Below are 15731 nucleotides of genomic sequence, written 5' to 3'. Positions count from 1 at the left end.
TTTTGTATAAAGGAACTTCTGCAAAATCAAGTTAAAATCAAATTTGGATTTCGATACATATAAAACTGATTGTTTTGATTTTGTAAGTACAGGCCATTTGTCCACCAATGTGCATTTTGGCTGCTGATTTCTGCATTTGGGCAAATCCACTCTTGACGTTGTAGACGATAGTAATTCAAGTCGGCCTTTGGAATGATGTTACCCCAAGTGCCTAGTCGACGGTCTGGGTTGAGCCAATCGGGAAGGGAGTATTGATTTAAAGCATCAACTGCCGTGAAACCATTTCTTAGAGGGAGAAAAAGTTGCCCCTTTAAAACGGCAAAGCGCGTTTGAATGTCTGTGTCTAAAGCTTGCTGGAATTGAAACTGTTTATGGGTAAAGTGTTTTAGTTTTCGGTTTAAAGTATCAGTACGATTCAACCCATACCATGTGGTTAAGCTTAGATCTGTTTCACCTAAATAATATTTCAAGGCGACTTCCCAATGCTCGACTTGATTGGTTTCGGTATTTTTAATTAAAAAGTCCAACTCGCCCGTAGTACGTGCACCATCAATGATTTGGATACTATGACCCAATAATTCATAGGCATGATAGCGATGATCCAGTAACCAAAACCACATGAACATTTCAAAGCGCAGACCCAGACGGGTACTTTTCAGTTGAGCCATAAAGTCTTCAAGTTCTTTCGGGTCTTGATCGAGCTGTTTAAGACGAGGTAAATAGGTTTTAAAGTGCTGTTGCCAAATCTGTGAGGGATGAAAATGAAAAGCATACTGTATATCGAGTTCTAACGGCAACGCAGACAAAATGTTTGGACTTGCTACAGCAAAAGCCAACTGGCGAACCAATGGGTGTTTGAATTGGAGCCAAGGTTCGAACAACTGATGCTGTGAAATGAGATGCATGTGAGTGCCTTAAAAAAGAAGCTAAATATGCAGAAGGACAACGGATAAAATTAAAAAACACTTTATACTACCGCAATTCGGTGCTCAGGAAAGTGGTATGAAAACGTTGTTTTGGCGTTGTTTAGTGGTGATCTTTGTCATCCTAGGCTTTATCGGTGCACTGTTGCCGGGTATGCCAACCACTGTTTTTCTGATCTTGGCCGCTTGGGCTGCGTCTAAAGGGTGGCCACAAATGGATGCTTGGTTACTCAACCATCCTAAATATGGCGCAACGTTAAGAGCATGGCGTGCCAATGGCACTGTACCACGTAAAGCGAAATGGTTTGCCAGTATCATGATGTTGATCAGTGGGCTGATCATGCTACTGACCAATGCACCATTTTTAGTGAAATTATTTACCAATACCACCATGCTACTTGTCGCAATATGGTTATGGTTACGCCCAGAACCAAATACTGGAATAGATAAAAAACAAATAGAGGACAACTGATGTCTTATGTAATTGCAGATGCAGACGTCTTGATTGATCTGGCTGAACAGACTTTAACGCTGCCTAAAAAGAATAAATTTTATCTGATTTCGTCGGGGAAAAATGGCATTGGCGAAACTGAAAATAGTGGTAAAACGCCACGGGGTTGGCATCTGGTTGCTGAGAAGCATGGCGCTGAGCAACCGCAAAATGCCGTTTTTATTGCTCGAAAGCCTACAGGTGAAGTTTACGACACCGATTTAGCCAAGCAGTTTCCTGAACGGGACTGGATTTTGTCTCGGATTTTATGGCTGAGTGGTTTAGAAGAGGGCTTTAATCGCGGGGAAGGCTGCGATACCTATCAACGTTATATCTATATTCATGGAACACCAGATAGCGAACCAATGGGGATGCCGATGTCGCATGGCTGTATTCGTATGCGTAATACGGATGTCATGGAGTTATTTGAACTAATTGATTGCAATGCACTGGTTTATATTTCCGAACATAAACTTGAACTCTAAAAATAGCTGTTAAAAAATGTGCAAAGTTATTTTATTGAGTATTCAACGCTGTAATTTAAAATATGAGTATTTAATAGAAGAAGGGGATTAATCATAGAAAATGTGTATTTTGAGGAAAAGAAATTTAGCGAATGATCATTTTAATTTTCGCAAATATGTTAAATAACATACAGAAAATACTTGTTTTTATACCATTTGACCTATTTTTTAATCACTCGATTGCAAAAAAGCGAAAACAAGCCGAAAAGCGTTTGACAGCCTGTAAAGATTCTCTATAATGCACCTCACAAACGATAAAGACGTTAAGGGCGCTTAGCTCAGTTGGTAGAGCGTCTGCCTTACAAGCAGAATGTCGGCGGTTCGATCCCGTCAGCGCCCACCAAGCCTTTACGTTAAAGATCTTACGTGCAGCGGTAGTTCAGTTGGTTAGAATACCGGCCTGTCACGCCGGGGGTCGCGGGTTCGAGCCCCGTCCGCTGCGCCACTTAAGATTTTTAATATTGTTTGTACCACATTAGTGACTTTGTGTAAGTGCAGCGGTAGTTCAGTTGGTTAGAATACCGGCCTGTCACGCCGGGGGTCGCGGGTTCGAGCCCCGTCCGCTGCGCCATTTATACAGAATCCTTAATGAGGGCGCTTAGCTCAGTTGGTAGAGCGTCTGCCTTACAAGCAGAATGTCGGCGGTTCGATCCCGTCAGCGCCCACCAGATTTTTTGCGATGCAGCGGTAGTTCAGTTGGTTAGAATACCGGCCTGTCACGCCGGGGGTCGCGGGTTCGAGCCCCGTCCGCTGCGCCATTCAAAGAATCGATTAAATTTAAGTTCCTGAGCTTAAGTTTAAAAACTAAGACTGACAATCTTAATCAGGGCGCTTAGCTCAGTTGGTAGAGCGTCTGCCTTACAAGCAGAATGTCGGCGGTTCGATCCCGTCAGCGCCCACCATATTTTACGACGCAGCGGTAGTTCAGTTGGTTAGAATACCGGCCTGTCACGCCGGGGGTCGCGGGTTCGAGCCCCGTCCGCTGCGCCATTTAAAATATAAATTTAAGTCCCTGAGCTTAAATTTAAACACTAAGACTGACAATCTTAAATCAGGGCGCTTAGCTCAGTTGGTAGAGCGTCTGCCTTACAAGCAGAATGTCGGCGGTTCGATCCCGTCAGCGCCCACCATATTCAAGCTGTAAAGCTTAATGACCCTAATTGCATTCGCAATTACCGTTGCAGCGGTAGTTCAGTTGGTTAGAATACCGGCCTGTCACGCCGGGGGTCGCGGGTTCGAGCCCCGTCCGCTGCGCCATTTTCTAGATCCCTTGTGCTAGTAAATGGAATCAAGCAAGATTTCTCTCTTGCATCATAAAAATAGCGACGCTATTTTTATTTCTCAAGGGCGCTTAGCTCAGTTGGTAGAGCGTCTGCCTTACAAGCAGAATGTCGGCGGTTCGATCCCGTCAGCGCCCACCATATTCCCTTATCGTAAAAACCTTGCTTATCTCAAGCTGTTTTCATACACTTCTGTGCAATAATAATTTTAAAATATGACAGATTTATGAGAAACCCATATCAACGCAAAGCTGCGTCTAAAAACCAAAATACTGCTTACGATCCTCTTGAAATCTATCGTCTTTTTATCGAAACTATCGTGCATCAAGGTCATGTTATTGCCTTATATCAAGATGGTTGGGCTTTATGTGCTACGCCGACTGGACAACGTTCTTTTGCAATGTGGCAGAGTAAAGGTTTAGCACAACTTTTAGTGAAAGATAATTGGGCGGGTTACGAAATCCAAAGTATTGGTCTTAGCGATTTAGTCGAAAAAGTGATTCCATTCTTACGTTCGGAAAAAACCACGGTCTCGATGAATTTAAGCCCAGAAGGGCAAAATGTTTTGGTTGCTCCAGAAAAATTATTATTAGATATCAAAAACTATTTATATCAATTTTCAATGCAGAAACCTGAATTATTTAAACAATTACAATTACCGTCGCCACGGACAATCCGTCTTCATTAATACATGATGACTTCATTTTAGTATTCGTTGAGCAACCAACCACTCCAATACGCAAAATATTCACGTAACCATGCATTATAGCGAGTGGCAAGAGGTGTCTGAGCGCTGATCATGATGGGCGTTTGATAACCCTGACGTATGGCTATAGCACGGCTACGGGGGATATGAAAATCGCTGGTCACAATAGCAATCGGTTGTTGGAGAGAAATATGTTGCTTGGCTAAAATCTTTTTACTATTGATCAGATTTAACTCAGTACTGGTGCTTTGATCTTCGGTATAAATACGCTGTGCTGGGATATGGTGTACATCAATCAGATATTGTCGCATTGCTTCAGCTTCACTATTTTTTTGCTGAAATGATAGGCCGCCACTGACGACCATAATGCTGTTGGGATGTAGCTTGGCATAGCTTGCCGCTTGATCTAAACGGCTGGCCAATGTTGGACTCGGTTTGCCATGCTTCAGACCACTCCCAAGAACTACAATAGCGGGTGCAGCGACATGAGGGGTATTTTGTTGATTTGAAAACCCTAAAAAGACGAAGAAAATGACTAAGCTAAAAATCCAAACAAAGAAAATCGCCCAAGCCCAACGCCATATTGATTGTCTGATTGTATTGGTTTGAATATAGGCGATAAGCTTAGGATAAGCCAGTGCATAAATGATCAGGCCTAGTCCAATCAATAAGGGTAAGAGGGCGCCAAAATTAAAGCGTAGTTGTAAAACAAAATACAAGCCGTCTGCGAACAGTAATGACCCGATAATAAAACTAATGACTCTTTTTGATTTTTGCATATAGGCTTGTGGGTTATCGTTTGCATGATTCTAGCAAATTTAAGCATGAAAAAACCGAGCACTGTGGCTCGGTTTTTTTACTTGGGCTTAGTGTTTAGTAAACATCACGACGGTAACGACCTTCTTGACGTAATTGATCTAATTTTTCTTCGCCTAGGATTTCAATTAGGGCAGCATCGACATCGCTCGCCATACCATTAATGCTTCCGCAGACATAAATTACGGCACCATTTTCAACCCATGTTTTAAGCTCTGTAGCTTGTTCACGCAGTTTATGGTGTACATAAACTTTCTCTGCTTGATCTCGTGAGAACGCTAAATCTAAGCGTTGTAGCATGCCTGTGGTTTGCCACGCTTCAATCGTACTTTGATAGAAGAAATCATGTTCACGTTGACGCTCACCAAAGATCAACCAGTTTTGCGTATAGTCTAGGCGGGTACGTGCATGGAGTAGACTCATTAAACCAGCGATACCTGTACCGTTCCCAATACAAATGATAGGACGGTTGTCATTGATCAAATGGAATGATTCATTAGTACGAATACGTAGTGCGATAGGTTGCTGAAGCTCGGCATGTTGGGTTAACCAACCAGAACCTAAGCCCAGTTCACCTGCTGAATCTTGCTGTTGGCGCACGACTAAACGTAACACTTGTTGAGTCGGTACACTTGCAATTGAGTATTCACGTGTAGGTAAAGGGCTCAACTGTTCCAGTAAATGTTCCAAATTGGCAAAAGGCTCAATCTCTGTGTTGAGGTTTTTATCCCAAAGCGCTTGCTCAATGGAAATGGCTAAAGACTCAACGATGCTCTGTGCTGCAATGTGATGCTTTTGCATAAAGGCTTGGATACGTGCTGTGCTGTTACCTGGTTGAACTTCAGCAATATCACCCGCTTGCCATGTTGCATCGAAGTTGGTTTTTAGCTCAATATTATAAGCATGTGCTCCGACACTATTTGGATTGAGTACTTCACGTTGTGCCAAATTCCATTGATCAAAGGTTTTGTCAATGTTCATGGCTTGAAGCTCAAGTTTGGTTGCAGAGGCAAGAGCACTGTTCCAACGTTGAATATCATTGTTATCTGCGTTGTTGACTTCAATGGTTGCAAACAAAGCATGTGCGCCATTGGCTTTTAACCAACTATCAATGCGATGTCCAAAACTACAATAGGAATCAGGATATTCTTGAGAGCCTAAAGCCAAAACGGCATAGTGAAGGTGTGACAAATCCAAAGTTGTATTTAAAAATTTCTTTTCAAAACTACTGGCTAAGTCAGGTGCTTCACCCGTGCCATAAGTACTTGCAACAAAAAGCACTTGCTCAGCAGCTTTTAAGTCATCCTGTGTTAAGTGTTGCACAGCTTTAACGCTTACAGGTTGTCTTGCTTCTTGTAAGCTGGTTGCAGTACGCCAAGCAATTTGTTCAGAAACACCCGTTTGAGTTGCATAGGCAATGAGCCATGGTTTCGCATGTGGATCAACTGGAACATTCAACGCTCCACCACGGGCTTGCTGGGTGAGTTTCTTTTGCTTACAGCGTTTGAGATACAGCATCCAACCCGTTACAAAGAACAGTGGCATCATCAGTGATGCAAACATGGCAAAGAATTGATAAATTGGGCCAAAGAAGCTACCACGGTGTACAGGAAGCATACTGCTCATGATTTTTTCATTCAGCTTCTTCTGTTCATACAACTCCATTTTTTCAATTTTTGCAGTTTGATAGTTGAAGACCGCTGAGTTTCGCGCCCGCTCATGTTGTGGAATTGCATCTACAAATGAAAGCTCAAGTGTACCATCAGGCTTTTTCGGAATATTTAGGGTCAGGGTTGAATAGTCTCGACCAACTTGTGCGTTAAATCCTGTCCATGTTTGGGTTAAAGCAATTTGTACTTGTTCTGGAGATAAGCCTTTACGCTCACCATGTTGTTCGTCTTGGCCACGTTCGCCACGTGCAGTGTGCTCACCTTGTGGGCCGCCACGACCTTGCTCACGTGATTCGCCACCACGAGCACCAGCCTGTTCGCCACGTGGGCCTTGAGTTGCACCAGCATTTGGACGGGGTCCTTCTTGCATTTGGGCTTGTGGGCGTTCAACGCCGAGGACTTTAAACATGCCATCGCGCCACCAATCATAAGACCAGTACAGTCCTGTACAGGCCAAGATCAGATAAAAGATCACCACCCAAGTGCCAACAACAGCATGCAAATCCCAAATGAAGTTACGTCCTTTCAATTTAGGTTTAATAAAAAACCATTGTTTGATGGAATGACGTTTGGGCCAACGTAAGTACAAGCCACTCAATACAAAGAAAATAAGCATGAGGGTACAAGCGCCAGTAATTTGTTTACCGACAGGACCGACAGTTAAATTACGGTGCAACTGTTGAATAAAGTTAAAAAACTCACGGCCTTTAACTTCGGGTAAGACTTCAGCAGTATACGGGTTCACCATCATGTTATAACCACGACGTGCGCCTTCTTTCTCGATATTAACCGTACTTGAAGTGCTTGGCTCTTGAGCAATCGTAATACTATTGATTTTGATGGCAGGATCTTGTTTTTGGAAATGTAGATACAGCTCAGCAGGGGTTAATTTATTGTTTTGTGTTGCTTGAACGGTATAGCTATCTGGGTTCATCCATTTTAAGATTTGTTGTTCATAAGAATAGATAGCCCCTGTGACGCCCATAAGCGACAGGATAAGACCCGCAGTGATTCCCAAAAACCAATGCACTTGGAAAAATGTTTTTTTAAACATGACGATACTTAATGGTGAGCGATTTGTTGTGCGCAAATTATACCTGAAGATTGAGAAGATAATATGGATTTAGAAATTAATATTTATTCTCATTATCATTTGTATTCGAGAGTTTAGGATATAAAAAAACCTCCAAAAGTTGGAGGTTTTTTTTTACAGAAAAGAAAGGCAGGACTTAAAGTGGCTGCGCTTCACCAACTGTTTCTTTTAAATGTTTACGAATCGTATTAAACGAGAAGTTTTTGCTATCCATGCGTTTTGGCAGAATGTATGCACCTTCTTGGCCTTTCACTTTGAATTTAATCAACAAAAACTCAGGTGTGTTGTACCATTCGTAGATGTCTTTCCAACCGATTGCACCGACACCTTCTTGCATGCCCATTTGCTGGCGCATAATCAGACCGTGAGGTTGTACACCTAAACGAATGCCTTTAATTTCCTGAACTGGAAACTCATTCATTTTGCGCTTCACATACCATTCTAAACCGAATTTACGGACTAAAAGGTAAACCACGACGCAGGCGATTGCGACCCAACAAAAGATGGTTGAATAATTTTTGAGTAAAATTAGGCCAAGAATCGAAAGGGCTGTAACGACAGCCATGATGATCCAAGCTTTAATGCTAATTTTGTTTGTGCTACGCCAAATTTTTAATTGAGCATCGCGTTGTTCAGCTTCAGTGATTTCATAGGTCACAGGCTGTAAAGTATAAGCGTATAAATTTTTCGCGGTCATAGTGAAAGTAACAGATTTAAAACTGCAAAAAGTTTAGCATCATTTAGAGCATTTCAGTGAGTATATTGTTCCAAAATCACCCAAATTATAATGAAGCCAGTTCTGTGGCCTCATGATCCCGTTCGTGGCTTAAACTTTGCTTCAAACGACTAAACTGATTCAAGATGCTAAACATCAACGAAAGCTGTTGTAAAATGATCAATGCTTTCTGATCTTCCTCATTATTTTGGCTTAAACGCTGACGAATGGTCTGTAGCATATTTTGCGCAGTTAAATCAGGCATTTCATCCCGCAGGAGCGCACCTTGGATATTGTCAAAAGCGCGATCCATCAATTCTAAAATTTCTGGGTCGTCAATTTTTTCGCGATGAGCCCCCAAAGCTGCAATATAGCTAATAAAGGTATGATTGAGGCACAAGAATTCAAACGCCAAACTCTTTTGCGTTGGGTCAAAATCGGGCTCGGTGGCTAAAGTTGAAATGAGTGAAGCAACTTCGGCATCGGTATTGTGTGCAGCACGACGGACCACACGATAATTCAGACCATTGTTGCGTCCAGACTTATACTGTTCAATCACCTCAGCCAGATAATCACATTGAGCGGAAAGCGAACGGTAAATTGTGCGGGGTAGGCGACGGAACTTCCAGTCTGGGAAAATGAAACTTACACCTAACCATGCCAGTCCACAGCCAATTAAGGTATCCATCATGCGCGGAAGGGCAGCTTCATATCCCATACCATCTAAGTTGAAATTAATCAGTGCCAAAATGGTGATGAAAGCGGTGGCTTGAGCGTATTGTTTACTGCGAAGCTCAAAGAAAAGTACCCCGCTGATGACCAATACGAGAAGTTGTCCTTCAATCGAAGGTACAAAGTACAATACGGCATACCCTAAAATGATTCCGACCAACGTCCCTACGATACGTAAACGTAAACGACGTTTGGTTGCGTTGAAATTGGGCTGACTGACAAAGAGTGCTGTAAGTAGAATCCAGTACCCATATTCAATGTTAGTGACTTGAACAAAGATATATCCAACTAACAGCACGATAGATAAACGAATCGCGTGTCGAAATAACACCGACTCTGGGGTGAGATGTTGTTTAATCCGAACCTTAATGTCATCCCAGCCTTTCAGGTCATCATCTTTGAGCTGGCTTTCGATATGTTTGGTTTTATCGAGCTTAATATTGCGTTCAGTTTCTAAATTACGTAGCTGCGCATCAATAGACTTTAAGTTTTGATACAACGAAAACAGAGCATTGACCCAAATTTGATCGTATTGTTGTTCGTCTCTGAGCTTTTCTAATGATAAACGGAGGTTTTCAAATGCATGTTTAAAGCGCTTATTATGGGTGTAGGTTTGCCGGTTTAAAATGCTGCTGCTTAAGTCCTTACAGGCTTTGGCTTGAATAGATAAAATTCGTTGAAAGCGGAATAAGATATCGCTGTGTTGAAAAATTTTCGCCAGTTTTTGATAATCAATATGTGCTGAATCTGCACGCTCGTGAATATCTTGTGCCACAAAATAATATTGCAGACTGCGACGGGTATCTCGTTGTCCACGGTCACCTTTTAAACGGGTGAGTAGGGCGGTTTTCATGTCGTTGAAAATTGCAATTAATTTACCATTTTCCAACGACAGTTCAATCATGCTCTGTTGATAGCTGTTTGCTGTCATATCAACATCAAACAGGTTGGATTTGGCAAATAGAAAATCGGCGAGTGAGGAATAACACTTCGATAGATTGTCTTGTACTTGACGAACAGGAAAGAGCAGAAAACTGATGGTTGAAATAATACTATACCAAATTGCCCCAATCACCAGCAGAGACGGTTGTGTATACCAGTTGTCAAAAAGTCCGACACCGAGCATGGAGTAAACCGAAACCACTAAGCAACCATAGGAAATCGTGGCATAACGACGTCCCAGTGAGCCCAGTAAAATCAGGCCAATACACGAAACTATCAGTCCCAGTGCGAATAAAATTGGGTGCGGAAATAAAAAGTAAATCGACGTTGCGGTAATGAAAAAGCCAATATAGGTAAAAATTAAATTCATGATCCGCACGGAAAAGCGGTCATCAATATCACTTAAACCCGCAGCAACTGCGCCGAGTGTCAGCGGAATAGTTGCCAGTTGAAAACCCATAAAATATGGAACAAAAGCAGTCCCTGCAAAAGTAATGACCATGCGGAGGTTATACATGAAGGTTGTATTATAAGTAGCCTGTTTTAGACTGGTCAGCCATGCTTTCAAAGGGCACCTTGGTTTGTCGCTTAGGGTTGGACAATTTTCAAATATGAGAATATGTGAAATTTCACCTGCTCTGCTATAAATCATACTATGGAGCGTGTAAACTTGTCTGCAAACTCTCCTTCCAAAACATAAATTAATCCTATGCCGACTACACAGGAAAAAGCGGTCTATTCCAACGCTTGGATTCTCTTACTTGCTTCACTGACTGCACTCGGTCCACTGTCGATTGATATGTATTTACCCGCTTTGCCACAAATGGCGAATGACTTTGGGGTAAGCACACAAATGGTGGCCAACAGCTTACCTGCGTACTTCTTAGGCTTGGCTATTGGACAACTGATTTATGGGCCGGTAAGTGACCGAATTGGGCGGAAAAAACCGCTGTATTTTGGCCTAAGTCTCTACATTATTGCCAGTTTACTGTGTGTGTTTGCAAACAGTGAGTGGAGCCTCATTGCCGCCCGGGTTTTGCAAGCCTTAGGCGGTTGTGTGGGTGTGGTGATTGCTCGAGCTGCGATTCGTGATCGTTTAGATATGCAAGCCTCAGCCCAAGCATTTGCCAGTATGATGATCGTGACCACCATCGCGCCAATTATTGCGCCGAGTTTAGGCGCGCTGGTACTTAGTTTTAGTAGTTGGCATAGCATTTTCGCCTTTTTGATGGTCGTTGGTTTGGGAAGCCTGTGCTGCGTACACTTTTTCTTTGAAGAAACTTTAGATTCGAAGCGTCGTTTAAAGCTTAACTTTAATCAAGTTTTAAACCTCTACGGGGCGATTCTGCAAGATTCGAGCTTTAGACGTCCGATGTTTGTTGGATGTTTTGCTGGGGCTGTACTCTTTTGCTATATCAGTGCTTCTGCTGCCATTCTGATGGATGGTTACGGCTTAAGTCAGCAAGTTTTTGCCTATGCCTTTGGTGCTAATGCAGTTGGGATTATGCTGTTCTCGACCTTCAATAAACGTCTGGCACAAAAGTTAAGTGTTTTTCAGCGTTTAAAATTAGGCAGTTTTTTTCAGTTGGCTGGTGTGGGGATGTTGTTGGTAGCTGGTAGCATGACGCATGCGCCCTTATATATCGTATGTGCAGGGATGTTTCTCGCTGTCGCAGCAATCGGGTTTACAGGGCCAAATGCCATGGCGATTGCAATGTCTGAGCAGGGTGCACGAGCAGGAACGGCCAGTGCGATTATGGGCAGCATGCAATTTGGTTGTGGTCTACTTTGTGGTGTGATTCTTAATTTTCTACTCTGGTCGGCACTCTTGAATATGGCCATTGTCATGGCTATTTTTGTAGCTTTGGCTTTGTATTATGTGTTTAAGCTTGAGCACGAAAAAGCCTAAAAATTGAAGTCGTGACTATATAAAAAAGAGACTCATTTTAGGTGTTTAGTCTCGTGCTTTGGCTGCAATAATCGCATTTTGCATTATCATGGCAATATCGATTTTCTCGTTGATGACCATAACTTGATTGACTATGAAGAATAGTCCGACAGGCGCATCAAAAAATTCGTCATTACGTGGTTGCTGCTGTGGGATTTTTGCTTTTTCACCTTTTTGAATATTAAGCAAACCATATAAGCCCCAACCATTTTCACGGCGGCGCTCAATAAAAGGCGAAATCCATTTTTCAGGATGATGTGTAAAATTTGCTTGTTATTCGTTGTCTTTTCAGGATGTGCAGACGGTCTAAATTGAGTATGACAGGTTTGCTCAAACATCTTGTTAGGAGTTTTCTTGTGAGCACATCGATTTGCCATAACTGTGTATTCGTATCGGATAATATTTCATTCACTATGCTCAATAATAGTCTGAATGGTTAAGCTTTTTTGGTGCAAAGGTGTGATTTTTACCCATCATTCGGCATAGGTGGCTATCTATTAGGCTAAGACTTTAGTTATAAGAAAAAAGTATAGATATCAAATAAAACTCAGTCTATATTTAAGAAAATATGAAGAATTGTTACTTAATTATTGCAAAAGTCTGTCTAAATTGTAATTTGATGCTTCAAAGCCAATCGTGAATAACATCAATTATCGTTCAAAATTGCTGGAATTAGACTTTAGTGGCAAGAGTAATAAAAGGTCATATCTTAAAACATCGAAATGTGCGATTTTTCATCTTTATAAGATTATTTTGCATATGAAAAGACCAAAACGGAATGGTCTTTTGTGCAAAAAATTTTACTGAAATGGAATTCTTGATTCACCATTAACAATGTAATATAGGAAGTTCGTGTATGCGTTTAGCCCTCAATAAAAAGCCATTTATCGCTCAAAGCCTAGCACTAAGTGTGGCTGCTCTGATGATGACAACAACTCATGCTGCAACCAAAGAACAACAAGAACTCGCGCAATTACGCGCTGAAGTTGCAGAGCTAAAAGCATTGATGCAACAACAGCAACAAGTTCAACAACAGCAAGCCGTTCAGATTCAACAAGTGAAAGCACAGCCTGCTCCAGTAAAAGCTGAATCTCCACTGTCTTCGTTCAAATCTAAGTCTGGTGCAGACATTAACCTGTATGGTTATGTGCGTGGTGATGCAAACTACATTATTGAAGGTGCGGATGACGACTTCAACAAAGTTGCAAGTTCAGATGGTAAAACTAAAGACAAACTTCGTGCAACAGCAAAAACTACGCGTTTAGGTTTAGATTTCAATACCAATGTTGGTGGCGATAACAAACTTGGCGGTAAAGTAGAAGTAGACTTTGCTGGAACAAATGAAGCACTGCGTATTCGTCATGCATATTTGACTTATAACAGCTGGTTGTTTGGTCAAACCACATCTAACTTCTTGTCTAATCATGCGCCAGAAATGATTGACTTTGGGACTAACGTTGGTGGTGGTACAGCACGTATTCCACAAGTACGTTATGGCTTTAATTTAGCACCTGCAACGAAATTATTTATTGCTGCGGAAGAAGGGAATAGCAATAGTGGTAGTTCAGATGCTGCAATTAAATATAGCGTACCCAACTTAACTGCGAAATTGACGCAAGGTTTTGCTGATGGTAAAGGTTCTGTATCTGCGCGTGCTTTGGTCGAAAACTACAAATCTGCTAACGATTCTGATACTGGTTGGGGTGTAGCAGCAGGTGTAAATTATCAAGTAATGGACCCGCTAAAACTCAGTGCTGATGTGTCTTATGTTGACGGCAACAGCAACTACTTATATGGCAGTAATTCTGCATATGTGGTTAATGCTGCAAATGACAAGATTGCACAAAATGAAGCGTTTGGTGTACAAGTCGGTGGTACGTACAAGTTCAACGAGAAATTGCGTTCGACTTTAGCCTATGGCGCACTCTTTGCAGATGACGGCACAGATTATGCAACTTTAAACCCAACAGCAAACGAAGAAGTTTACCAAGCATGGATTAACTTCATCTATTCACCAGTTAAGCCATTGGACTTAGGTGTTGAATATATCAATGGTAAACGTGATACATTTGCTGGTGAAAGCAAAAAAGACAACCGTGTTGGCTTGATGGCGAAATACAGCTTCTAATCGTCAAATGATATAGATGTAAGATTAAAAAACAGGAGCTTTGCGCTCCTGTTTTTTTCATTCTTTATCAAGTCATTTTTAACTGTACTAAATACAACCTAAATATAGACTTAAGTATTAGAGTAGAAAAAGAATAAGTGAAATAGTTGGAAATTATTGTAAAAAAATAAAGATTATCTATAAAAAATCTGCATAATGTCCGTCTTTCGCCCATATTGTGCATTTATTGCTTGTTTTTAAAGCAATATGGGGCGGTTTTGTGATTTTTTTCAAAAACCGTATCTGTGTCCAAACATTATTGGGCATTACGTTATTTCAGTTTACTCATCGTGTAGAACTGAACATGTTATGCATCAGATCGCTTAGTTTGTTACCAATTTACCCATTGCCTGAATTTCCATACGCAAGACTGAGTTTGTCTCAGATTTACGAAATATCTCTTGAAGTATCAATGGATTCGGTGGCTTATTAGCCAGATAACAAAATCTAAGCATCCGCTTTATGGACAATTGTCATGGAATTTACTTTTAACGCTTTTTATACCTTGATTGCTGCTGTCATTGTTTTGTTACTTGGCCGCTTCTTGGTAAATAAAATTGGTTTCTTGAAACGCTACAACATTCCTGAGCCTGTCGCAGGTGGTTTAGTTGCAGCGATTATCTCCTTGGTTGTGCATAGTCTTTGGGGCTATAGCATCACGACCAGTAGCGAATTGCAAACAAGTTTTATGCTGATCTTCTTTTCCTCAATTGGTTTAAGTGCAAACTTTGCCAAATTGCGTGAGGGCGGGATCGGTCTGGTTATTTTCTTGATGGCTGTCGCTTCATTTATTGTGGTGCAAAACTTTGTCGGCATTAGCCTTGCAACTTTATTGGGTATTGACCCACTTATTGGTTTGATTGCAGGTTCAATTACCTTAACTGGTGGTCATGGTACTGCGGGTGCTTGGGGTGAAATTTTAGAAGTTAAGCATGGTATCCAAGGTGCATTAGCTTTGGGTATGGCGAGTGCGACATTTGGTTTGATTATTGGTGGTTTGATTGGTGGTCCTCTAGCGAAGTTACTTATTAACCGCTATCAATTGGCGACACCACGTACCAATGAACAAATTGAAAAGAGTGATAACACGCCACTGACTGATATTAATTCAACAGAATATGTACCGTTTGAATATCCACATCGTGTGCGTTTAATCACTGCGGATAATGCGATTACCACATTAGGTTTGTTTGCAGGCTGTTTGGCTTTTGCTGACTTTATGACCGGCCATATGAAAGGTACAATGCTTGAGTTACCGACATTTGTTTGGGCGCTTGCAGGTGGTGTGATTTTACGTAATGTGTTGGAAGGTATTTTCAAAGTTCAAATCTTTGACCGTGCGATTGATGTATTTGGTAATGCATCATTGTCGTTGTACCTTGCGATGGCTTTGCTTTCGTTGAAATTATGGCAATTGGCTGACCTTGCTGGTCCGCTTGTGGTAATTTTAGGTGCACAAACAATTACGATGGGCTTATATGCTGCATTTGTGACATTCCGTGTGATGGGTAAAAACTACGATGCTGCGGTGCTATCTGCGGGTCACTGTGGATTTGGTATGGGTGCAACACCGACTGCGGTTGCAAACATGCAGGCGATTACCAACATGTATGGTCCTTCACATAAGGCATTCTTAATTGTGCCTTTATGTGGCGCATTCTTTGTAGATTTGATTAACGTGGCTGTCATTCAGTCTATTTTGCAATATTTTAACTAATTGGAAAT

12 protein-coding genes and 10 tRNA genes are annotated in these 15731 nt (G+C 41.6%); 16 read left to right on the top strand and 6 right to left on the bottom strand.

Annotation, left to right across the window (positions count from 1 at the left end; all coding sequences use genetic code 11):
• Positions 1-26: 26 nt before the first annotated feature.
• Positions 27-905, bottom strand: coding sequence for a DUF1853 family protein (locus tag HYI04_RS08940; RefSeq protein WP_178896077.1), 879 nt, complete (start codon positions 903-905; stop codon positions 27-29).
• A 97-nt stretch (positions 906-1002) separates the two neighbouring features.
• On the opposite strand from HYI04_RS08940, the gene HYI04_RS08935 reads away from it, so the two are divergent.
• The 13 genes from HYI04_RS08935 to HYI04_RS08875 all read left to right on the top strand — a co-directional run bounded on the left by HYI04_RS08935 (position 1003) and on the right by HYI04_RS08875 (position 3905).
• Positions 1003-1395: a YbaN family protein gene (locus HYI04_RS08935; protein WP_062034333.1), complete on the top strand. Its 393-nt coding sequence runs from the start codon at positions 1003-1005 to the stop codon at positions 1393-1395.
• On the top strand, positions 1395-1898 hold the full coding sequence (gene elsL, locus HYI04_RS08930) for a cell wall-recycling L,D-carboxypeptidase ElsL (RefSeq protein WP_178896076.1): 504 nt from the start codon (positions 1395-1397) through the stop codon (positions 1896-1898). The genes HYI04_RS08935 and elsL overlap by 1 nt, the downstream gene beginning before the upstream one ends.
• 306 nt (positions 1899-2204) lie before the next feature.
• Positions 2205-2280, top strand: a tRNA-Val gene (locus tag HYI04_RS08925).
• A 25-nt stretch (positions 2281-2305) separates the two neighbouring features.
• Positions 2306-2382 (top strand) — tRNA-Asp (locus HYI04_RS08920).
• Positions 2383-2431: 49 nt separating this feature from the next.
• A tRNA-Asp gene (locus tag HYI04_RS08915) sits at positions 2432-2508 on the top strand.
• Positions 2509-2529: 21 nt separating this feature from the next.
• Positions 2530-2605 (top strand) — tRNA-Val (locus HYI04_RS08910).
• 13 nt (positions 2606-2618) lie between these two features.
• Positions 2619-2695, top strand: a tRNA-Asp gene (locus HYI04_RS08905).
• Positions 2696-2763: 68 nt separating this feature from the next.
• Positions 2764-2839 (top strand) — tRNA-Val (locus tag HYI04_RS08900).
• A gap of 11 nt (positions 2840-2850) precedes the next feature.
• Positions 2851-2927: transfer RNA gene (locus HYI04_RS08895), tRNA-Asp, on the top strand.
• Between the two features lie 64 nt (positions 2928-2991).
• Positions 2992-3067 (top strand) — tRNA-Val (locus HYI04_RS08890).
• 50 nt (positions 3068-3117) lie between these two features.
• Positions 3118-3194, top strand: a tRNA-Asp gene (locus HYI04_RS08885).
• Between the two features lie 88 nt (positions 3195-3282).
• A tRNA-Val gene (locus HYI04_RS08880) sits at positions 3283-3358 on the top strand.
• Between the two features lie 85 nt (positions 3359-3443).
• Positions 3444-3905: a DUF2750 domain-containing protein gene (locus HYI04_RS08875; RefSeq protein WP_004694470.1), complete on the top strand. Its 462-nt coding sequence runs from the start codon at positions 3444-3446 to the stop codon at positions 3903-3905.
• 17 nt (positions 3906-3922) lie between these two features.
• Here HYI04_RS08875 and HYI04_RS08870 read toward each other — a convergent pair whose 3' ends face one another.
• From HYI04_RS08870 to yccS, 4 genes are all read right to left on the bottom strand, one after another.
• Entirely contained in the window at positions 3923-4702 is a 780-nt protein-coding gene (locus HYI04_RS08870; protein ID WP_178896075.1) for a YdcF family protein, read from the bottom strand.
• 94 nt (positions 4703-4796) lie between these two features.
• Positions 4797-7463: a sulfite reductase flavoprotein subunit alpha gene (locus HYI04_RS08865; RefSeq protein WP_178896074.1), complete on the bottom strand. Its 2667-nt coding sequence runs from the start codon at positions 7461-7463 to the stop codon at positions 4797-4799.
• A gap of 175 nt (positions 7464-7638) precedes the next feature.
• Positions 7639-8199, bottom strand: coding sequence for a YcxB family protein (locus HYI04_RS08860; RefSeq protein ID WP_125280405.1), 561 nt, complete (start codon positions 8197-8199; stop codon positions 7639-7641).
• Positions 8200-8284: 85 nt separating this feature from the next.
• Positions 8285-10459, bottom strand: coding sequence for a YccS family putative transporter (gene yccS, locus HYI04_RS08855; RefSeq protein WP_178896073.1), 2175 nt, complete (start codon positions 10457-10459; stop codon positions 8285-8287).
• Positions 10460-10600: 141 nt separating this feature from the next.
• Here yccS and HYI04_RS08850 point away from each other — a divergent pair, with 141 nt between their 5' ends.
• Positions 10601-11800: a multidrug effflux MFS transporter gene (locus HYI04_RS08850; protein ID WP_178896072.1), complete on the top strand. Its 1200-nt coding sequence runs from the start codon at positions 10601-10603 to the stop codon at positions 11798-11800.
• Between the two features lie 45 nt (positions 11801-11845).
• Here HYI04_RS08850 and HYI04_RS08845 read toward each other — a convergent pair whose 3' ends face one another.
• Positions 11846-12028 carry a hypothetical protein gene (locus HYI04_RS08845; protein WP_372239166.1) on the bottom strand — a complete coding sequence of 61 codons (183 nt, stop codon included), beginning with the start codon at positions 12026-12028 and terminating at the stop codon, positions 11846-11848.
• 667 nt (positions 12029-12695) lie between these two features.
• On the opposite strand from HYI04_RS08845, the gene HYI04_RS08840 reads away from it, so the two are divergent.
• Both HYI04_RS08840 and gltS read left to right on the top strand, forming a co-directional pair.
• Complete coding sequence (locus HYI04_RS08840; RefSeq protein ID WP_178896071.1) at positions 12696-13967, top strand: DcaP family trimeric outer membrane transporter; 1272 nt, start codon at positions 12696-12698, stop codon at positions 13965-13967.
• A gap of 514 nt (positions 13968-14481) precedes the next feature.
• Positions 14482-15723: a sodium/glutamate symporter gene (gene gltS / locus HYI04_RS08835; protein WP_078388424.1), complete on the top strand. Its 1242-nt coding sequence runs from the start codon at positions 14482-14484 to the stop codon at positions 15721-15723.
• The last annotated feature ends 8 nt before the right edge of the window (positions 15724-15731 follow it).

It is taken from the genome of Acinetobacter sp. SwsAc2 (genome assembly GCF_013391465.1).
In the GTDB taxonomy this organism is placed as follows: Bacteria; Pseudomonadota; Gammaproteobacteria; order Pseudomonadales; family Moraxellaceae; genus Acinetobacter; species Acinetobacter johnsonii.
The sequence above is the reverse complement of the archived record's forward strand: the minus strand, read 5'-3'. Positions and strand labels throughout refer to the sequence as shown.